The organism is Sphingomonas qomolangmaensis (assembly GCF_024496245.1).
Classification (GTDB): Bacteria; Pseudomonadota; Alphaproteobacteria; order Sphingomonadales; family Sphingomonadaceae; genus Sphingomonas; species Sphingomonas qomolangmaensis.
This window is the reverse complement of sequence record NZ_CP101740.1, coordinates 1,870,367-1,890,268: the sequence shown is the minus strand read 5'-3', so window position 1 is coordinate 1,890,268 and position 19,902 is coordinate 1,870,367. Positions and strand designations below refer to the sequence as shown.

The following is a 19,902-nucleotide window of genomic DNA, read 5'->3' as shown; positions in this document are numbered from 1 at the left end:
CGTCGTGCGCCCCATGCAATCACTGCCCCGGTGTCGCGCCCGCTTGACCCCCCGCCATTTCGCTCTAGCTAAGAGCCTATGACCGGCACCCTACCAGACAGCATGATTCCCTATGACGAAATCGTGCAGGAAGCGCTCCGCGCCGTGGTCGGCCGCGTGCTCGGATCGGTCGCCTCGTCGGGCGGGTTGCCCGGCGACCATCATTTCTACATCACCTTCAAGACCACCGCGCCCGGCGTCGACATCCCGCAGCGGCTGATCGAGCGTTTTCCCGACGAGATGACGATCGTCATCCAGCATCGCTATTGGGACCTGACGGTCGACGACAACCGCTTCTCGGTCGGCCTCAGCTTCGGGCAGGTGCCCTCGATGCTCGTCATTCCCTATTCGGCGATCACCGGCTTCCACGATCCCGCGGTCAATTTCGAGTTGCGCTTCCAGGCCGCCGAAGAGCCAGAGGGTCCCGAGCCGCACGAGCCCGCCGAAAACGACCCCGCCGACGCCAAGCCGATCGAAGACGGCTCGAACGTCGTCGCAGTGGATTTCAAGCGCAAGAAGTGACGCTGGCGTCGATCGAGGTTTCGGACGCGCCGAGCGATGGTGAGCGCGCGGCAATTCTCGCCGTGCTCAATGCCTATAACGACCAGGCCGGTCCACCGATCGAGCAGCGGCTGGTCGCGGTGACCGTGCGCGACGATGCAGGCGCGATCGTCGGCGGGCTGTGGGGCCGCATCGCCTATCGCTGGCTCTTCGTCCAATATCTCGCATTGCCGCCGATGATGCGCGGGCAGGGGGTCGGCAGCCGGCTGATGCGCGCAGCTGAGGACGAAGCGCTCGGCAGCGGCTGCGTCGGCGTCTGGCTCGATACCTTCAGCTTCCAGGCGCAGGGCTTCTACGAACGGCTGGGCTATGCACCCTTCGCGCGGATCGACGACTATCCCCCCGGCGAATCGCGCATCTTTCTGCGCAAGCGACTTGGCTGAAGCGCAACCCGATCGCGCGCGAGCGGTTGTCCGCGCATGACCCAGACCCGCCAAGAAACCGATTCGATCGGCGCGATCGCTGTTCCCGCCGACGCCTATTGGGGCGCGCAGACGCAGCGCTCGATCGAGAATTTCCCCTTCGGCGCGCAGGAACGGATGCCGCTCGGCATCGTCCATGCGATGGCGATGGTGAAGCACGCCGCTGCGCGGGTGAACCGCCACCACGGGCTCGACCGGCAAAAAGTTGAAGCAATCGAACAGGCTGCGACCGAGATCGTCGCGGGCACGCATGACGACCAGTTCCCGCTGGTCATCTGGCAGACCGGCAGCGGCACCCAGACCAACATGAACGTCAACGAAGTGATCGCCGGGCGCGCGAACGAGATCCTCACCGGCAATCGCGGCGGCAAGGCGCCGGTGCATCCCAATGACGACGTCAATCGCGGCCAGTCGTCGAACGACAGCTTCCCTACCGCGCTCCACGTCGCCGCCGCGCGCGCCGCCTATGACCATCTCTTCCCCGGGCTCGATCGGCTGACGGCGTCGATTACCGCCAAGGCGGCGGCGTGGGACGGCATCGTCAAGATCGGCCGCACCCATTTGCAGGATGCGACCCCGCTCACGTTGGGACAGGAATTTTCGGGCTATGCCGCGCAACTCAACGCCTGCCGCAACCGGATCGAGGAAGCCGTCGCGCATGGCGTGATGAAGCTCGCGCAGGGCGGCACCGCGGTCGGCACCGGGCTCAACGCGCCCAAGAAGTTCGACCAGTCGATGGCGAACGAACTGGCGGCGCTCACCGGGCTGCCCTTCGTCCCGGCGCCCAACAAGTTCGAGGCGCTGGCGTCGAACGACGCGCTGGTCCACCTCTCGGGCGCGCTCAACACGCTCGCGGTCGCGCTGACCAAGATCGCCAACGACATCCGCCTGCTCGGCAGCGGCCCGCGCTCGGGGCTGGGCGAGCTCGATCTGCCCGCCAACGAACCCGGCAGCTCGATCATGCCCGGCAAGGTCAACCCCACCCAGTGCGAGATGCTGACGATGGTCGCAGGCCAGGTGATCGGCAATCACATGGCGGTCACCGTCGGCGGGCTGCAGGGGCATCTCGAGCTCAACGTGTTCAAGCCGCTGATCGGCGCGGCGGTGCTGCGCTCGATCGACCTGCTGAGCGTCGGCATGGCGAGCTTCTCGCAGCGCTGCGTCGAGGGGCTCGAGGCGAATGAGGGCCGGATCGCCGAACTGGTCGACCGCTCGCTGATGCTGGTGACCGCGCTCGCGCCCGAGATCGGATACGACGCATCGGCGAAGATCGCCAAGCACGCGCACGAGGAGGGGCTGACGCTGAAGGCGGCGGGGCTGGCGCTGGGGCTGGTCGACGAAATGACCTTCGACCGGCTGGTACGGCCAGAGGATATGACGGGAAAATAAATCCTCCCCCGCCAGGGGGAGGGGGACCGCTCGCGAAGCGAGTGGTGGAGGGGGCGTGCGGCAAGGGAGTCGCTCGCGGCACGCCCCCTCCGTCAGCCCTTCGGGCTGCCACCTCCCCCTGAAGGGGGAGGAACATGACGATGGAACCCCGCGCCCCGATCGGGGTTCTTCCCCCACGAAACGCGGGGGATTATCACCATGGGTGCAACCACCATCGGCGCGCTGGTCGGCGCGGCTATCGACGGGATGAGCGGCGACGACGGTGTCGGTGACGGCGCGGTCATCGGCGCGATTGGTGCCAATGTCCTCAAGGTCGCGATCCCCATCGTTGCAACCTATGCGATCGGCTGGGCGGTGCTCTACGGTATCGGCCAGGCGTTCGACGCCATCACTGGTTCGGAGGAAAAAGCATGATTCGCAGCATCATCGGCGCATTGGTCGGGCGTGAAATCGATCGGCGTGACGGCTCGGGCGGCATGAAGGGCGCAGCGATCGGCATGGTCGCCGCCAGCGCGCTTCGCCGCATGGGGCCGCTCGGCATGGTCCTGGGCGGCGCCTATGTCGCCAAGAAGGCCTATGATCGTCGCAAGGGTCCGACGCGGCCGCTCTAACGCCCGCCCGACTTGACGCCGGCGCCATGCCCGTCCCAAAGGCGGGCATGGCGCACACGATCGAATCCGACCCGCATGGCTTCAAACGGCGCGGCGTATTGTTCGTCCTGTCCTCGCCCTCGGGCGCCGGCAAGTCGACCATCGCCCGCAAATTGCTCGCTGCCGACCCCGATCTTCGGATGTCGGTATCGGCCACCACCCGGCAGATTCGCCCGGGCGAGGTCGAAGGGCGCGACTATCAGTTCGTCGATCTCGAGCGCTTCCGCGAGATGGTCGCCGACCATGCGTTCCTCGAATGGGCGCATGTCTTCAATCACCGCTACGGCACGCCGCGCGCGCAGGTCGAGGAAATCCTCGCGTCGGGCCGCGATGTGTTGTTCGACATCGATTGGCAGGGCGCGCAGCAGCTCTTCCAGATCGCCGGCGGCGATGTGGTGCGCGTGTTCATCCTGCCGCCCTCGATGGAGGAGCTGCACCAGCGGCTGCTCAACCGCGCGACCGATCCGATCGAGGTGATCGACGCGCGCATGGCGCGCGCCGCGGGCGAGGTCAGCCATTGGGACGGCTATGACTATGTACTGGTCAACGACGATGTCGAAAAATGCTTCGAAAGCGTCCGCACGATCCTGGCGGCCGAGCGGCTGAAGCGATCGCGCCAGACCGGCCTGATCGGCTTCATCCGCCATATGCTCAAGACCGCCTGACCGTCCGGCGCCTCGGCGCCGAACGGGTAAGGTCTCAGATCAGGTCTGCAGCCAGCGCGTGCGCGTGACCGGGCCCGACAGCACTTTCTTGCCATAGGCCTTGCGGATCACTGCGGCGTCGTCGCCGTTCATCATCACGACGCGGGTGCCGCCCGATGCCAGGGCCTCGATCGCGCTGATCGTGCATTTGTGCTTGGCGCACATTGCGGTCACTTCGGCGCTGGTGACGCTGACGTGTAGCGCGCGCGAGGTGGGGAGGTCCTTGCTTTGATATTGGGTGCGTGTGGGATCCATCAGATATTGCCTTCTTCGTTGGTCGGAATAGCGGCCGCGTCGGGGGTGCCGTGGCGGTCGCTCAAGGATTGATATCGGCGCGCGAGCTTCGAATGCGCGATCCGCGCGCCGCTGTCGGTGGCGGCGGCGCTGGCCAGCCGCGATGCGATCGCGCGGCGGCCGAAATATCGGGCTTCGTCGGAAAAGGGCATGGCGGCTCCTCATCAAGCGGGAGCGCACGTCTCTCGGTCGCACCTGCGCTTGGGCTGGGTGGTGCGATGCAACCGATATAGACGCTCGCGACCGATTTTGCGAGCGTTTCGGTAAAGTCAGGCTTTCAGCAGCGCCAGGAACACGTTGGCGGCGGCATATTCGGCGCTGCGGACCGCGCGCGATTGCGTCGCCAGGCTGTCCTCGCCCCACATTTCGGCCTGCCAATCCTCGTCGATATTGGCCGCGGTCCAGACGGCGCCCGCATCGGCCGCGCCTTCGATCAGCGCGAGCGCCAGCACCAGCGATCCGGTGATCGTCACGACGACCGACAGCGGCGCGAGTTCGAAGGGCGAACGTGCTGCAATCGCGTCGCCCAGCCGATCGAGCGTGGCGGCGGGCTGGGTGACGGGCATCACCCCGATCGCGAGCGCGAAATGCACGTCGTAGCGCCCGCGCGCCCAATCGAGCACCGAATCCCACGCCGCGCGCTGGCGATCGGCGAGCGGGGCGGGAGCGTCGGCGCGGTAGCAGATCAGGTCGCTTGCGCCATAGGCGGCCAGCGCGCGCGCGAAGGCGGCGGGGTCGGGGGCGATCCGGTCGACCGCCGCGTTGGCGAGCCCGGTCAGCGGCATCGCGCGTGGATCGACATCGGTTTCGACCGCGCGCCATTCGGCGGCGATCGCCTCGATCAGCCCGGGGGTGGGCACCAGCAGGGGCACGCGCCCGGGGGTGCGCACCGGGCGTTCGTCCAGGCTGATCCCCCAACCACCCGCTTGTTCCTGAACCGCGACGTCCCGCCAGAATCTTTTCATGGTGCAGGGGGCGTCCGCCAGCGCCGCGCCAGTGCGCGCGGCAGCGTGGCCATCACGAAAATCGCAGCGAGCACGATCGCCATGCCCAGAATACGATCGGGCAGCGTGACCGCGCGGCCTAGCAGCACCAGCCCGAACAGCGCCCCCGCCACCGGCACGATCCGCGCCGCGACCATCAGGAAATAGCGGGTCATCGCCGGATCGTGGCCAGAATCGTCTTGATTGGTCATGACGCCCTAGTAGCGGTTCGCGAGATACGGGGCCAGATCGCGCGCATGGCCTGCAACATGCGCCGCACCGGCGTCGGCGAGTTCCTCGGGGGTGTGATAGCCCCAGCTCACCCCCAAAGGGTGTGCCGCCGCGGCGACCGCCATCTCCATGTCGAAGCTTGTATCGCCGATCATCACCGTCGTCTCAGGGACAGCGCCTGCCTCGGCGATCGCCGCGGCGGCCATTGCCGGGTGCGGCTTCGACGGGTGGCGATCGGCTGTCTGCAGCGTCACGAAGCGCTCGCTCAGCCCATGATGCGCCAGCAACAGGTTCAGCCCGCGATCCGACTTGCCCGTCGCGACGCCCAGCACCCAGCCCGCCGCGCTCAGCGTATCGATCGCCTCGACGATCCCCTCGAACAACGGCTCGGGCAGCAGCCCGCCGGTGCTGCGCAGCTTCTGGAAGCACAATTTATAATCATCGGCCATCGCGCGGTGGAGCGCCTCTTCGCCCTGCGGCAGCAGGATGCCGATCGCCTCGACCAGGCTCAGCCCCACGATCCGCCGGATCGCGTGGCGATCGGGCGGCGCCAGCGCATGGACATCGAAGCAATGCTCCATCGCCAGACAGATATTCGCCTGGCTGTCGACCAGCGTCCCGTCGCAGTCGAACAGCGCCAGCCGGTTCACTTGGTCTCGGCCCCGCGGCCCCGCCGCTCGCCGCGGCGTTCCTTGCGCAGATTCTTGGCGTGGGTGCGCGCCTTCTGCTTCTTTTCCTCGCGCGTCGCGGGCGGCGGGCCGGTGTCGATCAGCACGTCGCCCTTCGAAATGTCGAAGCCCAGCATGTCGATGCTCTCGGCGATATGCGTCGGCAGCGGGGCGGTGACGTCGAGCTTGCCGCCCTCGGGATGGTCGATCCGGATTCGCCGCGCGTGGAGGTGCATCTTGCGCGAGATGCCGCCGGTCAGGAACGCTTCCTGCCCGCCATATTTGCCGTCGCCGACGATCGGATGGCCGATCGCCGCCAGATGGACACGCAGCTGGTGCGTCCGCCCGGTATAGGGCTGCAGCTCCACCCAGGCGGCGCGATTGCCCGCGCGCTCGATCACGCGGTAGCGCGTCTTGGCGGGGGCGCCCTCTTCCTCGTCGACATGCATCTTCTCGCCGCCCGATCCCGGCTGCTTGGCCAGCGGCAGTTCGATCACGCCGTCATGGATTTCGGGCACCCCCACCACCAGCGCCCAGTAGATCTTCTTGGCGCTGCGGTTCGAGAAATTCTTGGCGAACAATGTCGCGGCGCGTGCCGTTCGTGCGATCAACAGCGCGCCCGAGGTATCCTTGTCGAGCCGGTGGACCAATTTGGGCCGGCCTTCATGTTCGTACCACAGCCCGTCGAGCAGCCGATCGACATGGTCATGGGTCTTGGTGCCGCCTTGCGTCGCCAGCCCCGGCGGCTTGTTGAGCACCAGCGCCTGTTCGTCCATGTGGATCACCAGGCTCTGCGCGAAGGCCGCCTCCTCTGGCGTCAGCGCGACCCGCTGCGGCGTCGCGCGCGGCGCTACCGGTCGCGCGGGATCGGCCGGCGGCACGCGGATCGCCTGGCCCGACAGCACCCGGTCGCCCGGCGTCGCGCGCGCGCCATCGACGCGCAGCTGCCCGGTACGCGCCCAGCGCGAGACGAGGTTGAAGCTGGTGTCGGGCAGATGCCGCTTGAACCAGCGATCGAGGCGGATGCCGTCGTCCTCGGCATGGACGATGAACTGGCGGACATTGGCCGATTCGGGGCTCTGCTCGGGGAGCATTTGGGGGGTATCGTTCATGCCGTCGCCCTCGCGATCGAGAGGCCCAGCGCCAGCGCCGCGATCGCTCCCGCGACCGACAGCATGACATAGCCGAGCGCGGGCACCAGCTCGCCGCGCTCGAGCATCAGCATCGTATCGAGCGAGAATGCCGAAAAGGTCGTGAACCCGCCGAGCACCCCGACGCCGACGAACAGCCGCACCTGTTCGCTACCCTCGCCGATCCGCGCGAGCAGGCCGAACAACAGCCCCATCGCGAGCCCGCCGAGCAGGTTCACCGCCAGCGTACCAAAGGGATAATTCGGACCGAACCAGGCGAGCGTGGCACGGCCGACCAGATGCCGCGCGGCGGCGCCGATCGCGCCGCCCGCCATGACGAGAAGATAAGACATGCAGGTCCGGTAGCGCGGATCGACGCTTAAGGAAATGGCAGCCGCTCAGGCGGCTCCGTCGCCGACGATCATCTCGACATCGGTCCCGCCATCGCCGCGATCGGTGAGATACAGCGCATAGCCCGCCGATCCGCGCGCGCCGGCCAGCATATGGACGCCCTCGTCGACTTCGTGCGTGGCCGAATAGCCCGCCCGCCGCGCGCGGGTATAATGCCAGTCGAGCATCGCCTGGATCGGCTGCGCGGCATAGAAGCCCACCGCGCGCAGCGAGCAGCCCTCGCCCTGCACGCCTGCCGCCTCGATCACCCGCGCATCGGGATGGAGCGGCAGCGCGGCGGGCAGGCGGTTCGCCCAGGTGGCCGAATAGCGAAGCCTCGCGGCGCAGCCCGGGCCGAACCGGCGCGCGGCGAGCGCCCCCAGCGTGATCGATTCGCGTGCCGCGGAATTGCGCCGATCGGTCGGGGCAGGGGTCGACAGCAGCTTCTCGCCGGCGGGGAGGCTGCTGCCGCTGGCGATCCCATCGGGCGGCAGCGCCCCCGAATAGGGGCGCGGCGGCGGGCGCACCGAATCGCTGTCGGCCTGCGCGGTCAGCATCGGATTGATCATGATCGGATCGTTGAGCGCCTCCATCACCACCGGGTCGATATCGTCGTCGCGCGCCGCGACCTGTGCATCGAGCGTGGCGGGCGCGTCGCCGCATCCGGCGAGCAGCGTGCAAGCGACCGACATTGCCCCCAAAACCCTGCCGCGCATCCCGCAAGCTCCCATCGGCGCCACCCATCGCGCACAACGGTTAAGGTGCGGCTACCATGTGCCGCGATACGGCGAATAAAGCGTTCACCACGCGGCGCCAGGAACTCGGCATCGCCGCCGACGTTCGCGTGGCAAGCATTCATATGAGGAGAAGATGATGGAACAGCGGACCAAATGGATCGGCGGCGCGGCCGTCGCCGCCGCAGCGATCGGCGGCGTGGCGTTGCTGCGCAAGCGCCCCGAAACCCCCGAATATACGCTCGTCCAGCGCGACGGCGCGATCGAGGTGCGCGACTATCCCGCGCTGCTGGTCGCGACCACCGTCCAGTCGGGGCTGCGCGAGACCGCGCTCAAGCAGGGCTTCAGGACGCTCGCCGACTATATCTTCGCCAAGTCGCGGCCCGGCAACAAGATCGCGATGACCGCGCCGGTGCTCGCCGACAATGGCGATGCCGATGGCTGGCGCACGCGCTTCGTGATGCCGTCGCGCTATGACCGCGACAGCCTGCCGACGCCTGCGAACGACGTCGCAATCGAAACCTTGCCCTCGCGCCGCGTCGCCGCGATCCGCTTCAATGGGTCGCCCAACGACGCAGCGCTCGCCGCACGCGAATCCGAACTGCGCGTGTGGATCGACGAGAATGGCCACAAGGGCGCCGGGATGGTCGAGCACGCCTTCTACGACGCACCCTTCGTGCCTGGCCCGCTTCGCCACAATGAAGTGCTGATCCCGATCGACGCCGGTTGAACCAGGTGTATTATCCACCTATAACGGAGGGGCTATGCTGAACTTCATCTCGATCCTCATCGGTCTGTCGACCATCCCCTTCATCCTCATCGGGGCGATCCCGTTCCTCGGCTGGTCGCTGTGGATCGTGCTGCTGTTCCTGGTGCTCGGCACGATCGTCGGTGCGATGTCGTCGAGCAACGGCGGGCGCAACTTCAACCTCGTGCTGATGCTGGTAGCCGGCTTCCGCCTGTTCCTGGGCGGCGGCATCTTTTGATCTCAAAGCAAAAGGCCCGGCGGTTCCCCGCCGGGCCTTTCTTTTCATCGCAAGACGCTAGGCTTAGCGGCAGGTAACCTGTCCGCGGTCGACCGAGCGACCGAGTACGCCGCCGCCGACGGCACCCAAGACGGTGCCCAGCAGTCCCGAATTACCCGGCGCGATCACGTTGCCGAGCACGCCACCCGCCAGACCGCCGACGATCAGGCCGGTGGTGCCGTCGTTGCGCCGGCAATAATAGCGGTTGTCCTGCCCGACATACACCCGGTCGTTGCGACCCAGCCGGCGCTGCTGGTAATTGCCCTCGCGATAATAGCGATCGGCATAATAACGCTGCTGGCCGCGGGGCAGGCGATTATAGTCGTAGTTGCGATACTGGCGCCAATCCTGGACGTCGCGGCGGCGCTCCTGCCGCGCTTCGCGAACGTCGCGGCGATATTCGCGGTTCGCCTGGTTCACGTCGCGGCGATCGTCGGCGCGGCGCAGGTCCTGATTGCGGTCGCGCTGGGCGTCGCGGATGTCGCGGTTATATTCGCGGTTCGCCTGCTGCGGTGTCTGCGCGATCGCGGGCATCGCCGGAATGGCGATCGCCGCGATCAGTGCTGCTAGAATCGGTGTACGCATGATTGCATCCTTACCCTGTGTCGTGCCGATAGAACGGCGCAGCACAGGGCAGGTTGCGTGAACGCGAAACTACACCGCGTTCATCGCCCGGCTATGTCACGCGCGCCGCGTGCCGGGATAGGCAAACAACAGATCGGCATCGGCCGAGGCCGATAATTGCCCGCTGCCCTCGATCGACACGCAGTCGCCCGCCTTCCACGCGACGCCGTCGACCGATCCTTCGCCGCGGATCGGCACCAGCCAGCCGGTCTCGCCGCCAGGGACGGTCACCGACCGGTCGCCGCCGGTCCAGCGCTCCATCACGAATTTGGGCCCCTCGACCAGCACTTCGCGGCCGGGTTCGACCTCACCGGGCGAGGCATAGGCCTCGTACGGCACCGGGTCGCTCACCGCGACGCCGTCTTCCAGATGGAGTTCGCGCGGGCGGCCATAATCGTACAGCCGATAGGTCGTCTCCGAATTCTGCTGCACCTCGATCAAGGTGATCCCCGCGCCGATCGCGTGGATCGTGTTCGATCCCGAATAGAAGAAGTCGCCCGCCTTCACCTTCTTCCAGTCGAGCAGATGCTCGATCGACCCGTCGAGCGATGCGCTGCGCAGCTGCTCGCGGCTCATCGGCTCGAGCGTCCCCAGCGCGATCGTCGAATCGGGTTCGGCGGCCAGGATCAGCCAGCATTCGTCCTTGCCGCGCGGCAGTCCGCGCGCCTGCGCCTGCTCGTCATTGGGATGGACCTGCACCGACAATTTCTCGCTGGTGAACAGATATTTGATCAGCAGGTCGGGGCTGGTGTCGCCCGGCTGCTGGAACCACACTTCACCCACAGGCTCACCATCAGGAGCAGGATCGGCAAAGCCCGGCCACAGCGTGTGGCGGCCCCAGGGCTTTTCGACGCGGTGGGTGGCAAGGAGCGTGGCGGGCATGGAAGTCTCCTGAATCGGGCACGGATCGCATACCGGTTTTGCCGGCAACAGGGGCATCGCGCTAGGCTTTGCGGGCGTTGAGCGAAAGCTATTGTTAGGGTGGCTTCCCCTCGGGTATGGAGACGCCATGCGTACACCCAAGTTCCGTCCGATCGCCGCGGTTGCCCTCACCGCCGCTGCCCTCGCCACCGCCGGTTGCGCGGGCGGTAACAAGGCCAATGTCGACACCGCCTATATCGCGCGCGATGTCGGCACGCTCTACAGCGCGGCCAAGACGCGGCTCGATCGCGGCCAGTACAAGCAGTCGGCGGCGTTGTTCGACGAGGTCGAGCGCCAGCATCCCTATTCGATTTGGGCACGCCGCGCGCAGCTGATGGGCGCCTTCGCTTATTATCTGAACAAGGATTACACCGAGTCGATCCAGTCGGCGCAGCGCTTCCTCCAGGTCCATCCGGGCAACCGCGACGCGCCTTATGCCTATTATCTGATCGCGCTGAGCTATTACGAGCAGATCACCGACGTCACGCGCGATCAGAAGATCACCCAGCAGGCGCTCGATTCGCTCGGCGAATTGTCGCGCCGCTATCCCAACACCCGCTACGCCGCCGATGCGCGGCTGAAGATGGACCTGGTGCGCGATCACCTGGCGGGCAAGGAAATGGAGATCGGTCGCTTCTATGGCCGGCGAGGCCAATGGCTGGCGGCGTCGATGCGCTATCGCAGCGTGGTCGACCAATATCAGATGACGACGCACACCCCCGAGGCGCTGATGCGGCTGACCGAGAGCTATCTCAACCTCGGCCTGCGCGACGAAGCCAAGAAGGCCGCGGCGGTGCTCGGCGCCAACTATCCCGGCACCGAATGGTATGAGCGCGCGTACAAGCTGGCGAACGAGAACGGCCCGGTTCCGGTACCGCCCGCTGCCGCCGCTGCGCCGGTCGAGACCGCCGCTGCGCCGACCAGCTAACGCCCGGCGTCGCAACGACGGCGCGCGCATGAACACGAGGGTTGGCGTGGTGATCCGATGCTGACCGCGCTTGCCATTCGCGACGTCGTGCTGATCGAAGCGCTCGATCTTGATTTCACCGCAGGACTCGGGGTGCTCACCGGCGAAACCGGCGCAGGCAAGTCGATCCTGCTCGACGCGCTCGGGCTGGCGCTTGGCGCGCGCGGCGATAGCGGGCTGGTGCGCCACGGCGCTACGCAGTCGGTGGTCACCGCGACTTTCGAGACGCCGCACGCCGACGGCCCGGTGGCGGCGCTGTTCGCCGAAAACGGCCTCGATCTCGAACCCGGCGAACCGTTGCTCATCCGCCGGATCGTCAAGGCCGATGGCGGCAGCCGCGCCTTTGTCAACGACCAGCCGGCATCGGCGGGACTGCTCCGCGAACTCGCCCAGCACCTCGTCGAAATCCATGGCCAGCACGACGATCGCGGTCTGCTGAATCCAAAAGGCCACCGCGCGCTGCTCGACGCCTTCGGGCGGATCGACACCGGCGAAGCCGCCGCCGCGCACCGCGAATGGCGCGCCGCCAACACCGCGCTGGCGCAGGCGCGCGAGCTGCAGGAAACCGCCGCGCGCGACCGCGAATGGCTCGAACACGCCGCGGGCGAACTCGCCGCGCTCGCCGCCGAACCTGGCGAGGAAGCGATCCTCGCCGACCGCCGCGCGACGATGCAGCGCGGCGAGCGGATCGCCGCCGACCTGTCGGGGCTCGCCGACCTGCTCGAAGGCTCGGACGGCGCGCTCGCGCGGCTGCGCCAGGCGGCGCGCATCCTCGAACGCGTGTCTGAAGATCACGAACAGCTCGCCGAGGCGCTGGCCTCGGTCGACCGCGCGATCGTCGAGGGCGCCGAGGCGCAGGAACAGGTCGATGCCGCCGCCGCCGCGCTGGCGTTCGACCCTAATGCGCTCGACGCCGACGAGACGCGGCTGTTCGAGCTGCGCGCGATGGCGCGCAAGCACCGCGTCCAACCCGACGATCTGGCCGCGCTCGCCGAGGAACTCGCGGGACGGCTGGCGCTGCTCGAAAGCGGCGAGGCGGGGATGGCGGGGCTCGAGCGCGCGGTGGCCAAGGCCGCCAAGCGCTACGAAGCCGCCGCCGATGCGCTGACCCAGGCGCGCCGGGCCGCCGCCGAGCGGCTCGACCGCGCGGTGGCGGGCGAACTCGCGCCATTGAAGCTCGACGCCGCGCGCTTCCGAACGCTGGTAGCATCGGCCGAAGGCTGGGCGCCCGAGGGCCGCGATCGCGTCGAGTTCGAGGTATCGACCAACCCCGGCGCGCCCTTTGCCCCGCTGATGAAGATCGCCAGCGGCGGCGAGCTCTCGCGCTTCGTCCTCGCGATGAAGGTCGCGCTGGCGCAGGAGGGCGGGGCCAACACCTTGGTGTTCGACGAGATCGACCGCGGAGTCGGCGGCGCGGTGGCCAGCGCGATAGGCGAGCGGCTGGCGCGGCTCGCGGCGCACACCCAGGTGCTGGTGGTGACGCACAGCCCGCAGGTCGCCGCGCGCGGGCGAAGGCATTACCAGATAGCCAAGCGCCACGACGGCATCGTCACCCGCACCGGCGTCACCCCGCTCGACGCAAACGAGCGCCGCGAGGAAATCGCAAGGATGCTGTCAGGCGCCGAGGTCACGCCCGAAGCCCGCGCCCAAGCCGAGCGCCTGCTGGAAACGGCCTGACGAAACAACCCTCTCCCGCAAGCGGGCGAGGGGGCGAGACTTGGGGCCGTACTTGCGGCCCCTAGTCGCAGCGGTGAGGGCCTTCTTTTTGGGAAGCGAAGGCAGAAGAAGAAGACCCTCACCAGCGTTGGGTGAATAGCACCCCGTGCTATTCAGGTCATGCTGGGAGCATTACCGACCCAACACTCCTCTCCCGCAAGCGGGAGAGGGCTTCAGAAAATCACCGCGCAGGCACCGTCCAGAAGAAAACCTGCCGCCCATCGATATCCGCGGTTTTCTGGGGCTTCCAATCGCCCATCGTGAAGGCGTGGCTCACGATCCGCGTCCCCGGCTTGAGCTGCAGCAGCCGCGGCATCAATTTCTCGTTGAGCGAATTCAGCAGGTACAGCGTCACCACGCTCGCGTCCGAAAAGTCGGTGGTGAAGATATCGTCGCGCTTGAAGGTCACCTTGCCCTCGACACCCTGCGCCTTGGCGTTCGCGCGCGCCTCGGCGATCCGTTCGGGGTCGATGTCGATGCCGGTCGCCTTCACCTTGGCGCGCTTGACCGCGGCGATCGGAATCCGCCCGTCGCCCGATCCGAGGTCGTACAGCACGTCGCCGTCCTTCAATTCGACCATGTCGAGCATCGCCGCGACCACTTCGGGCGGGGTCGGGACATAGATCACGTCGGGCAGCCGCTCGACCGGCGCGGTCTGGGCGAGGGCGGGGGAGGCGGGGGCGAGCGCGGCGAGCGCGCACGCGGCGGTCAGCATCCATCGGTTTTTCATGGGCCAAATCTTCATGGCAATGCCTCCATAGCTTCATCGGGGACGGGGGTGAGGAAGAGCAGAAACACGCCGCCCACCGCGAGCACGCCGATGCCAGCGAGCGCGCCCCAGCCGGTATAGGCGACGCTCGAATAGAGCAGGTACGCGGTGGTCGCGCAGAAGACCGCAGGCAGCAGCGGGTAGAAGGGCACGCGATAGGGCCGCGCGAGATCGGGCATGCGGCGCCGCAGCACGAATAGCGCCACGCCGGTGAGCAGCAGGAAGAACCAGAATACCGGCGCGGTATATTCGACGATCAGCCGGAACCCGTCGCGCGCGAAGGCGCCCGCGAGCACCAGCACCAGCGCCACCGCCGCCTGCGCGATCATCGCATTGCCCGGCGTGTCGCGCCGCTCGTCCCAGCGCCCCAGCCACGACAGCGCGGGGAAGCGCCGCCCGATCGCGCAGGTCGTCCGCGCGCCGGTGATCGCGGTCGCATTCGCCGAGGTGAGCGCGGCGATCGCCACCGCCAGCGCGATCACCGCCGCGCCGCCATCGCCCAGCGCCAGCCGCGCGACCTCAGCCGCCACCGCATCGCTCTCGGCCATCCCCGCCAGCCCCAGCGCATTCAGGAACGACAGGTTCGCCAATACATACAGCAATGTCACCAGCGCCAGCCCCGCCGCCATGATCGGCGCCATCCGCCGCGGCGCGTCCTTCATCTCGGCCGAGACGTACACCGCCTCGCTCCACCCGCCATAGGTTAGCAGCACGAACACCAGCATCAGCCCCAATGCGCTGTCGTCGGTCACCGGCGCGGGGCGGGCCTCGGCGGGCGACACCAGGAAGCCCGCGACGATCAGCAGCGCCAGCCCCGCGACCTCAGCGATCGTCAGCCAGCGCTGCGCCGCCGCGCCTTCGCGCACCCCCGCGCGGTTGAGCGCGCTGATCAGGATCACCGCGAGCGCCGCCCAGATCGTCGAGCCTAGTGCCCCCAGCGGCACGATCGCCTGCAGATAATCACCGCAGACATAGGCGAGCAGCGCGAGCGACCCGGTCTGGATCACCGACAGCCGCGCCCAGGCGTACAGAAACGCCAGCCGCTCGCCATAGGCCCGCCCGAGGAAATGATAATCGCCCCCGACATTGGGAAACGCCGCCGCCAATTCGGCATAGCAAAGCGCGCCGACGATCGAGAGCAGCCCGCCCGCCACCCACACCGCGATCAGCATCTCGGCGCTGCCCGCGACCCCGGCGACCAGCGCAGGCGTGCGGAAGATACCTGCGCCGATGACGATCCCGACGGTCAGCGCCAGCACGTCGAAATTGCCGAGCGTCCGGCGCGGCGCGCCCAGCGGCTGGTGGAATTGCGGTCGGTCGGTCACGAAAGCATCGGCATCGTTGCCCCCGGACATGGCGGTCTTGGCATCCCCGACGAACGGGTCGCCGCCGGGCGGTTTCGCGCGAGCGGTCACCGCTTGCCGCGCCAGCGAAGCGACTGGAGGTTCAGCGCGGCCACATCCTCGCTACCGGCTAGCACCGCCCGCCCCAAGCCGATTGCGCCGGCGAGCATTTCGGGCGCGGCGTGGCGATAGGCGGGGCGACCGGGGATCGCATCATACCAGCATCCCCCCGTCGCGGCATCGAGCAGCACGCGCTGGAAGCAATGGTCGCGCGCGATCGGCCAGCCGCGCGCCGCCGCCGCCTGTGGCAGCGTCTCGCGCGTCAGCGTCAGCCATTCCGCCTCGAGTTCTTCGCGCCTCATCGCATTCCCTGAACCATCCGCTCGCTCTTGCCACAATTCGCGACACAAAACCGCCTTTCGTGCCAATCGGGCGCGACAAAGGGCGACCATATGTTGGTTCGACCCCGCAAGGGGCGCCACCCAAGGAGTGAAGCGTGATGAAGAAAATTGCCCTCATGATCGCCGGCCTCGGCATCGCCGTTTCCGCGCTGCCCGCCACCGCAAGCGCCCAGCAGTGGCAGAACATCAATTCGCGCCAGGCGAATATCGAACAGCGGCTCAACACCGGCATCCGCAACGGCGCGCTCACCCGCCCCGAAGCCACGCGGCTGCGCACCCAGTTCCGCAACCTGAATGGACTCGAGCAGCAATATCGTCGTTCGGGCGGTGGGCTAACCCAGGCCGAGCGTCGCGACCTCGATCGCCGCTTCGACGCCCTGTCGCAGCGGGTTCGCACCCAGAAGAACGACCGCCAGGGTCGCCGCTGATCGTGGCTCCGGCCCCCTCCCCGATTCGGGAGGGGGATCGGGTCAGCGGATCGGCTGGCCCGAATCCTTCCACCGGTCGAGGATCTGCGAGTCGGCGGCGGCGACCACGGTGCCACTCTCGGCATAGGTCGGCTGGATCTGCGTTGCTGTCGCGGCCGCCGCGGCCTTGATCGCCACCGGCGCAACCACCGGGGCCACCTGCGCCATCACCGGCGCCGCCGCGGCAAGCTTGCGCAGCGGTCCCGGCGTCGGCTCGCCGCCGAAATACCGGTCGCGAAACGCCGCCGGCGTCCCCCAATAGCCCTTCCAGCGATGGAAGAAATGCGCGCCCTCGACCCCGGTCATTACCAGGCTGCGGTTCCACGACGGCGTCACCGCATAGGTGTGGTAATGCGTCGCCATCCCCACCGGCGCGAACACCGATCCGTTGAGCGCCGACGCTGCGACACGCTGCGCACGGTCCCATGCGACGCGCGCCGGCACCCGCGCCATCGCCCCGTCGCACGCGAAGCTGAACTGACAGACGCGCTTGTCCGACCCCTGGAACACCACGCCGCACACTGTCGAAGGGAAGACGGGATGGCGCACGCGGTTGAGCACCACCTGCGCGACGGCGCGCTGCCCGGCATCGGGCTCGCTGGCGGCTTCATAATAGATCGCGGTCGTCAGGCATTGCAGCGCACGCGACTGGTCGGCGCCCGATCCGCGCAGTCGGAAGGGCGGGGCGGCGGGGATCGTCGCGCCAGCGGTGGTAGTTGCGTTGGCGGGCACCGGCCGGTCAGGCAGCGCGATCGTGCCCGTGGTGCCGGCGGCGGGCGCGGCATCGTCGTCGAGCGCGGTCAGCAGCGCGGCCCCCGGAAAATGCTCGCCCGCGTCATCTTCAAGTCCCGGCGCCGGCGGCAGCGCCGCCGCCTCGATCTGCTCGATGCTGGCGATCGCCGCATGCGCGGTAAACCCCGCCAGCGCGAGCACCAGCGTACCGGCAGCAATCGCCTTGCGCATCCGGCGGGAGTGAATCGACCAAAGCATGCAGTCGGCATAGCCGAAAATGGATCGGCCTTCGCGCCCCGAAACTACCCCGTCCCAACACGACACGCTTAACGGTTAACGCAACAGAAGGTCATCCCCTGCCAGGGGGAGGGGACGAAAGCGCGGAGTCGATCCACGGCGATCGCGCCCCAATCCAGCCCATCAAGCGGCTTGCGATCTTCATCGACATCCACGAAGGCGTCTTTTGACCTAGCGGAACGTTGCATCACCGCGCCGACACCCGGCAACCCCTTGGGGGTGCGGCTGCACTCGACCGCCGGATGCAAGGATTAGACACCACCGATGTTCCACTACTTCAAAGGTTCGCTGCTGTTTACCGCGATTTGCGTCGCGCTGGGGGCGTGGCTCGGCTGGGGCATGACCGGCACCGTCGTCGGCACGCTTGGCGTGCTCTGGATCGTCGTGGTGCTCGGCGTGCTCGAAGTGTCGCTGTCGTTCGACAATGCGGTCGTCAACGCCTCGGTCCTCAAGGACATGGACGAGATCTGGCGGCGGCGCTTCCTGACCTGGGGCATCCTCATCGCGGTGTTCGGCATGCGGATCGTCTTCCCGGTCGCGATCGTCGCGATCGCGGCGTCGCTCGGGCCGATCGAGGCGATTCGGCTGGCGGCGAGCGATCCCGATCAATATCAGCGGATCATCACCGATGCGCATATCGGCATCGCCGGCTTCGGCGGCGCTTTCCTGGGCATGGTCGGGCTGAACTTCTTCTTCGACAGCAACAAGGAAGTCCACTGGATCGAGGTGATTGAGCGCCAACTTATCAAGCTGGCATCGATCGACGCGGTGGCGATCGCGATCCTCCTGATGGCGCTGTACGGCATCTCGACGCTGCTCGAGCCCGCCGATGGGTTTTCGTTCATCGTCGCCGGCATCTTCGGGTTGCTCGCCTATATCGCGGTCGAAGCGGTCAACTCGTTGCTCGAAGCCCCCGAAGCGGTCGACTCCGCAGGGAATGTCACCGGGGTGGTGGCGCGCTCGGGCTTTGCGAGCTTCCTGTACCTCGAATTGCTCGATTCGTCCTTCTCGTTCGACGGCGTGATCGGTGCGTTCGCGCTGACCAACAACATCTTCATCATCGCGCTCGGCCTGGGCATCGGTGCGATGTTCGTGCGATCGATGACGATCATGCTCGTCGAAAAGGGCACGCTGGCGCAATATCGCTATCTCGAGCACGGCGCGTTCTGGGCGATCCTCGCGCTGGCGGCGATCATGCTGCTGTCGGCGCGCTATCATATCCCCGAGACGATCACCGGGCTGATCGGCGCGGTGCTGATCGTCACCGCGCTGTGGCGCTCGGTGCGCTGGAACCGGGCGAACCCCGGCCAGGATGCGCAGGCACCGGTAGGATCGGACGGCAGCGCGCTGAAGGTTTGAGGCAAAGCTTAACCGGGATCAGTGCATTAGGTAGGAACTCGCATTGTCCCGGGCGGTTGAGTTGGCATCCTCGATCGCAAAGGTTATCATGTCAGACATCGACACTTCGCGCCGCACCTTCGTGGTCGGCGCAGGACTCGCCACGGCTGCTGCCGGCGCTTCGCCAGCGCTTGCACAGGAAGCCGCGAACGCTGTCGGCGCGCCGACGACGCCCGCCGCGGCCGCCTATCCCAAGCCGCCTTTCCCGCCGCAGCGCCAGCCCTGGCCCGGGCTCGCGTCGAAGATGACGCCGCGCCCCGATCATGGCGAGACGAGCTACAAGGGATCGGGCAAGCTCACCGGCAAGCGCGCGCTGATCACCGGTGGTGACAGCGGCATCGGTCGTGCGGCGGCGATCGCCTATGCGCGTGAAGGCGCCGACGTCGCGATCAACTATCTGCCCGCCGAAGAGCCCGATGCACGCGAAGTGATCGCGCTGATCCGCGCCGAGGGCCGCCGCGCGGTGGCGATCCCCGGCGACCTTCGCGACGAAGGCTTTTGCCGCAAGCTGGTCGAGCAGGCGGCGCGCGAGCTTGGCGGGCTCGACATCCTGGTCAACAACGCCGCGCGGCAGCAGACCAAGCCCGCGATCGCCGACATCAGCAGCGCCGATTTCGACGCGACGATGAAGACCAACGTCTATGCGCCGTTCTGGCTCACCAAGGCGGCGGTGGCGCGGATGACCGCAGGCGCGGTGATCGTCAACACTTCTTCCGAACAGGCGTCGGACCCGTCGGAGGATCTGGTCGATTATGCGCTTACCCGCGCGGCGGTGCTGAACTTCACCAAGTCGATGGCCAAGCAATTGGTGTCGAAGGGCATCCGCGTCAACGCGGTGGCGCCGGGGCCGTTCTGGACCCCGCTGCAGGTGAGCGGCGGCGCGACGCAGGAAAAGCTGCAGGCGTTCGGATCGACCAGCCCGATGGGACGTCCCGGCCAGCCCGCCGAAATCGCGGCGCTGTTCGTGGCGGCAGCGGATCCGTCGCTCAGCTATTCGACCGGCCAGGTGTTCGGATCGACCGGCGGCGGCGGCCAGCCCGCCTGATC

The 19,902-nt window shown here is 67.6% G+C and carries 27 protein-coding genes; 13 read left to right on the top strand and 14 right to left on the bottom strand.

From position 1 onward, the window contains the following. The first annotated feature begins 78 nt into the window (after positions 1 to 78). From NMP03_RS08915 to gmk, 6 genes are all read left to right on the top strand, one after another. Positions 79 to 561 (top strand): SspB family protein, encoded by a 483-nt coding sequence (locus tag NMP03_RS08915; protein ID WP_256505009.1) that lies wholly within the window; start codon positions 79 to 81, stop codon positions 559 to 561. Further along, a complete protein-coding gene (locus NMP03_RS08910; protein ID WP_256505008.1) occupies positions 558 to 983 on the top strand; it encodes a GNAT family N-acetyltransferase in 426 nt (141 codons plus the stop codon). Before NMP03_RS08915 ends, NMP03_RS08910 begins: the two co-directional genes overlap by 4 nt. Positions 984 to 1,019: 36 nt before the next feature. Next, complete coding sequence (gene fumC / locus NMP03_RS08905) at positions 1,020 to 2,411, top strand: class II fumarate hydratase (protein WP_256505007.1); 1,392 nt, start codon at positions 1,020 to 1,022, stop codon at positions 2,409 to 2,411. Between the two features lie 198 nt (positions 2,412 to 2,609). Beyond that, positions 2,610 to 2,825 carry a hypothetical protein gene (locus NMP03_RS08900; RefSeq protein WP_256505006.1) on the top strand — a complete coding sequence of 72 codons (216 nt, stop codon included), beginning with the start codon at positions 2,610 to 2,612 and terminating at the stop codon, positions 2,823 to 2,825. Next, on the top strand, positions 2,822 to 3,022 hold the full coding sequence (locus NMP03_RS08895) for a hypothetical protein (RefSeq protein ID WP_256505005.1): 201 nt from the start codon (positions 2,822 to 2,824) through the stop codon (positions 3,020 to 3,022). Before NMP03_RS08900 ends, NMP03_RS08895 begins: the two co-directional genes overlap by 4 nt. 47 nt (positions 3,023 to 3,069) lie before the next feature. Continuing rightward, a complete protein-coding gene (gene gmk, locus NMP03_RS08890) occupies positions 3,070 to 3,726 on the top strand; it encodes a guanylate kinase (RefSeq protein WP_256505004.1) in 657 nt (218 codons plus the stop codon). A 39-nt stretch (positions 3,727 to 3,765) separates the two neighbouring features. Here the strand turns inward: gmk and NMP03_RS08885 are convergent, their stop codons facing one another. The 8 genes from NMP03_RS08885 to NMP03_RS08850 form a co-directional block, all read right to left on the bottom strand. Beyond that, entirely contained in the window at positions 3,766 to 4,020 is a 255-nt protein-coding gene (locus NMP03_RS08885; protein WP_052134923.1) for a hypothetical protein, read from the bottom strand. Next, on the bottom strand, positions 4,020 to 4,211 hold the full coding sequence (locus tag NMP03_RS08880) for a hypothetical protein (protein ID WP_256505003.1): 192 nt from the start codon (positions 4,209 to 4,211) through the stop codon (positions 4,020 to 4,022). The genes NMP03_RS08885 and NMP03_RS08880 overlap by 1 nt, the downstream gene beginning before the upstream one ends. Before the next feature lie 117 nt (positions 4,212 to 4,328). Then, a complete protein-coding gene (locus NMP03_RS08875; RefSeq protein WP_256505002.1) occupies positions 4,329 to 5,024 on the bottom strand; it encodes an ATP12 family chaperone protein in 696 nt (231 codons plus the stop codon). Beyond that, on the bottom strand, positions 5,021 to 5,254 hold the full coding sequence (locus NMP03_RS08870; RefSeq protein ID WP_256505001.1) for a hypothetical protein: 234 nt from the start codon (positions 5,252 to 5,254) through the stop codon (positions 5,021 to 5,023). Before NMP03_RS08870 ends, NMP03_RS08875 begins: the two co-directional genes overlap by 4 nt. A 6-nt stretch (positions 5,255 to 5,260) precedes the next feature. Next, complete coding sequence (locus tag NMP03_RS08865) at positions 5,261 to 5,923, bottom strand: HAD-IA family hydrolase (RefSeq protein WP_256505000.1); 663 nt, start codon at positions 5,921 to 5,923, stop codon at positions 5,261 to 5,263. Beyond that, complete coding sequence (locus tag NMP03_RS08860; RefSeq protein ID WP_256504999.1) at positions 5,920 to 7,053, bottom strand: RluA family pseudouridine synthase; 1,134 nt, start codon at positions 7,051 to 7,053, stop codon at positions 5,920 to 5,922. Before NMP03_RS08860 ends, NMP03_RS08865 begins: the two co-directional genes overlap by 4 nt. Continuing rightward, positions 7,050 to 7,424: a fluoride efflux transporter CrcB gene (gene crcB, locus NMP03_RS08855; protein WP_256504997.1), complete on the bottom strand. Its 375-nt coding sequence runs from the start codon at positions 7,422 to 7,424 to the stop codon at positions 7,050 to 7,052. Before crcB ends, NMP03_RS08860 begins: the two co-directional genes overlap by 4 nt. 45 nt (positions 7,425 to 7,469) lie before the next feature. Next, positions 7,470 to 8,177, bottom strand: a complete 708-nt coding sequence (locus NMP03_RS08850; protein WP_256504996.1) for a hypothetical protein — start codon at positions 8,175 to 8,177, stop codon at positions 7,470 to 7,472. Positions 8,178 to 8,331: 154 nt separating this feature from the next. Here NMP03_RS08850 and NMP03_RS08845 point away from each other — a divergent pair, with 154 nt between their 5' ends. Further along, complete coding sequence (locus NMP03_RS08845) at positions 8,332 to 8,925, top strand: SOUL family heme-binding protein (RefSeq protein WP_256504995.1); 594 nt, start codon at positions 8,332 to 8,334, stop codon at positions 8,923 to 8,925. 34 nt (positions 8,926 to 8,959) lie between these two features. Then, entirely contained in the window at positions 8,960 to 9,181 is a 222-nt protein-coding gene (locus NMP03_RS08840; protein WP_256504994.1) for a hypothetical protein, read from the top strand. Positions 9,182 to 9,244: 63 nt separating this feature from the next. Here the strand turns inward: NMP03_RS08840 and NMP03_RS08835 are convergent, their stop codons facing one another. Then, positions 9,245 to 9,805: a glycine zipper 2TM domain-containing protein gene (locus tag NMP03_RS08835; RefSeq protein WP_256504993.1), complete on the bottom strand. Its 561-nt coding sequence runs from the start codon at positions 9,803 to 9,805 to the stop codon at positions 9,245 to 9,247. 96 nt (positions 9,806 to 9,901) lie between these two features. After that, a complete protein-coding gene (locus NMP03_RS08830) occupies positions 9,902 to 10,726 on the bottom strand; it encodes a pirin family protein (RefSeq protein WP_256504992.1) in 825 nt (274 codons plus the stop codon). A gap of 127 nt (positions 10,727 to 10,853) precedes the next feature. Here NMP03_RS08830 and NMP03_RS08825 point away from each other — a divergent pair, with 127 nt between their 5' ends. Together NMP03_RS08825 and recN are read left to right on the top strand one after the other, a co-directional pair. Beyond that, a complete protein-coding gene (locus tag NMP03_RS08825; protein ID WP_256504991.1) occupies positions 10,854 to 11,693 on the top strand; it encodes an outer membrane protein assembly factor BamD in 840 nt (279 codons plus the stop codon). A 57-nt stretch (positions 11,694 to 11,750) separates the two neighbouring features. Then, positions 11,751 to 13,409 (top strand): DNA repair protein RecN, encoded by a 1,659-nt coding sequence (gene recN / locus NMP03_RS08820; protein ID WP_256504989.1) that lies wholly within the window; start codon positions 11,751 to 11,753, stop codon positions 13,407 to 13,409. Positions 13,410 to 13,629: 220 nt separating this feature from the next. Here the strand turns inward: recN and NMP03_RS08815 are convergent, their stop codons facing one another. The 3 genes from NMP03_RS08815 to NMP03_RS08805 are packed head-to-tail and all read right to left on the bottom strand — an operon-like array spanning position 13,630 to position 15,922. Then, positions 13,630 to 14,193: a class I SAM-dependent methyltransferase gene (locus tag NMP03_RS08815; protein WP_256504988.1), complete on the bottom strand. Its 564-nt coding sequence runs from the start codon at positions 14,191 to 14,193 to the stop codon at positions 13,630 to 13,632. Continuing rightward, positions 14,190 to 15,632 carry an APC family permease gene (locus NMP03_RS08810; RefSeq protein WP_256504987.1) on the bottom strand — a complete coding sequence of 481 codons (1,443 nt, stop codon included), beginning with the start codon at positions 15,630 to 15,632 and terminating at the stop codon, positions 14,190 to 14,192. The genes NMP03_RS08815 and NMP03_RS08810 overlap by 4 nt, the downstream gene beginning before the upstream one ends. Then, positions 15,629 to 15,922, bottom strand: coding sequence for a GCN5-related N-acetyltransferase (locus NMP03_RS08805; protein ID WP_256504986.1), 294 nt, complete (start codon positions 15,920 to 15,922; stop codon positions 15,629 to 15,631). The genes NMP03_RS08810 and NMP03_RS08805 overlap by 4 nt, the downstream gene beginning before the upstream one ends. A gap of 137 nt (positions 15,923 to 16,059) precedes the next feature. On the opposite strand from NMP03_RS08805, the gene NMP03_RS08800 reads away from it, so the two are divergent. Then, positions 16,060 to 16,389: a hypothetical protein gene (locus NMP03_RS08800; protein WP_256504985.1), complete on the top strand. Its 330-nt coding sequence runs from the start codon at positions 16,060 to 16,062 to the stop codon at positions 16,387 to 16,389. Positions 16,390 to 16,431: 42 nt separating this feature from the next. On the opposite strand, the gene NMP03_RS08795 is transcribed toward NMP03_RS08800, so the two are convergent. Then, complete coding sequence (locus tag NMP03_RS08795) at positions 16,432 to 17,418, bottom strand: cell wall hydrolase (RefSeq protein WP_256504984.1); 987 nt, start codon at positions 17,416 to 17,418, stop codon at positions 16,432 to 16,434. A gap of 303 nt (positions 17,419 to 17,721) precedes the next feature. Here NMP03_RS08795 and NMP03_RS08790 point away from each other — a divergent pair, with 303 nt between their 5' ends. Together NMP03_RS08790 and NMP03_RS08785 are read left to right on the top strand one after the other, a co-directional pair. Then, complete coding sequence (locus NMP03_RS08790; RefSeq protein WP_256504983.1) at positions 17,722 to 18,816, top strand: DUF475 domain-containing protein; 1,095 nt, start codon at positions 17,722 to 17,724, stop codon at positions 18,814 to 18,816. A gap of 88 nt (positions 18,817 to 18,904) precedes the next feature. Further along, complete coding sequence (locus NMP03_RS08785) at positions 18,905 to 19,900, top strand: SDR family oxidoreductase (protein WP_256504982.1); 996 nt, start codon at positions 18,905 to 18,907, stop codon at positions 19,898 to 19,900. Positions 19,901 to 19,902: the final 2 nt, after the last annotated feature.

Coding starts and splice junctions, on each gene's coding strand:
- NMP03_RS08915 (WP_256505009.1), top strand. CDS start 79: ATGACCGGCACCCTACCAGACAGCATGATTCCCTATGACGAAATCGTG.
- fumC (WP_256505007.1), top strand. CDS start 1,020: ATGACCCAGACCCGCCAAGAAACCGATTCGATCGGCGCGATCGCTGTT.
- NMP03_RS08900 (WP_256505006.1), top strand. CDS start 2,610: ATGGGTGCAACCACCATCGGCGCGCTGGTCGGCGCGGCTATCGACGGG.
- NMP03_RS08895 (WP_256505005.1), top strand. CDS start 2,822: ATGATTCGCAGCATCATCGGCGCATTGGTCGGGCGTGAAATCGATCGG.
- gmk (WP_256505004.1), top strand. CDS start 3,070: ATGGCGCACACGATCGAATCCGACCCGCATGGCTTCAAACGGCGCGGC.
- NMP03_RS08885 (WP_052134923.1), bottom strand. CDS start 4,020: ATGGATCCCACACGCACCCAATATCAAAGCAAGGACCTCCCCACCTCG.
- NMP03_RS08880 (WP_256505003.1), bottom strand. CDS start 4,211: ATGCCCTTTTCCGACGAAGCCCGATATTTCGGCCGCCGCGCGATCGCA.
- NMP03_RS08875 (WP_256505002.1), bottom strand. CDS start 5,024: ATGAAAAGATTCTGGCGGGACGTCGCGGTTCAGGAACAAGCGGGTGGT.
- NMP03_RS08870 (WP_256505001.1), bottom strand. CDS start 5,254: ATGACCAATCAAGACGATTCTGGCCACGATCCGGCGATGACCCGCTAT.
- NMP03_RS08860 (WP_256504999.1), bottom strand. CDS start 7,053: ATGAACGATACCCCCCAAATGCTCCCCGAGCAGAGCCCCGAATCGGCC.
- crcB (WP_256504997.1), bottom strand. CDS start 7,424: ATGTCTTATCTTCTCGTCATGGCGGGCGGCGCGATCGGCGCCGCCGCG.
- NMP03_RS08850 (WP_256504996.1), bottom strand. CDS start 8,177: ATGCGCGGCAGGGTTTTGGGGGCAATGTCGGTCGCTTGCACGCTGCTC.
- NMP03_RS08845 (WP_256504995.1), top strand. CDS start 8,332: ATGATGGAACAGCGGACCAAATGGATCGGCGGCGCGGCCGTCGCCGCC.
- NMP03_RS08840 (WP_256504994.1), top strand. CDS start 8,960: ATGCTGAACTTCATCTCGATCCTCATCGGTCTGTCGACCATCCCCTTC.
- NMP03_RS08835 (WP_256504993.1), bottom strand. CDS start 9,805: ATGCGTACACCGATTCTAGCAGCACTGATCGCGGCGATCGCCATTCCG.
- NMP03_RS08830 (WP_256504992.1), bottom strand. CDS start 10,726: ATGCCCGCCACGCTCCTTGCCACCCACCGCGTCGAAAAGCCCTGGGGC.
- NMP03_RS08825 (WP_256504991.1), top strand. CDS start 10,854: ATGCGTACACCCAAGTTCCGTCCGATCGCCGCGGTTGCCCTCACCGCC.
- recN (WP_256504989.1), top strand. CDS start 11,751: ATGCTGACCGCGCTTGCCATTCGCGACGTCGTGCTGATCGAAGCGCTC.
- NMP03_RS08815 (WP_256504988.1), bottom strand. CDS start 14,193: ATGAAGATTTGGCCCATGAAAAACCGATGGATGCTGACCGCCGCGTGC.
- NMP03_RS08805 (WP_256504986.1), bottom strand. CDS start 15,922: ATGAGGCGCGAAGAACTCGAGGCGGAATGGCTGACGCTGACGCGCGAG.
- NMP03_RS08800 (WP_256504985.1), top strand. CDS start 16,060: ATGAAGAAAATTGCCCTCATGATCGCCGGCCTCGGCATCGCCGTTTCC.
- NMP03_RS08795 (WP_256504984.1), bottom strand. CDS start 17,418: ATGCTTTGGTCGATTCACTCCCGCCGGATGCGCAAGGCGATTGCTGCC.
- NMP03_RS08790 (WP_256504983.1), top strand. CDS start 17,722: ATGTTCCACTACTTCAAAGGTTCGCTGCTGTTTACCGCGATTTGCGTC.
- NMP03_RS08785 (WP_256504982.1), top strand. CDS start 18,905: ATGTCAGACATCGACACTTCGCGCCGCACCTTCGTGGTCGGCGCAGGA.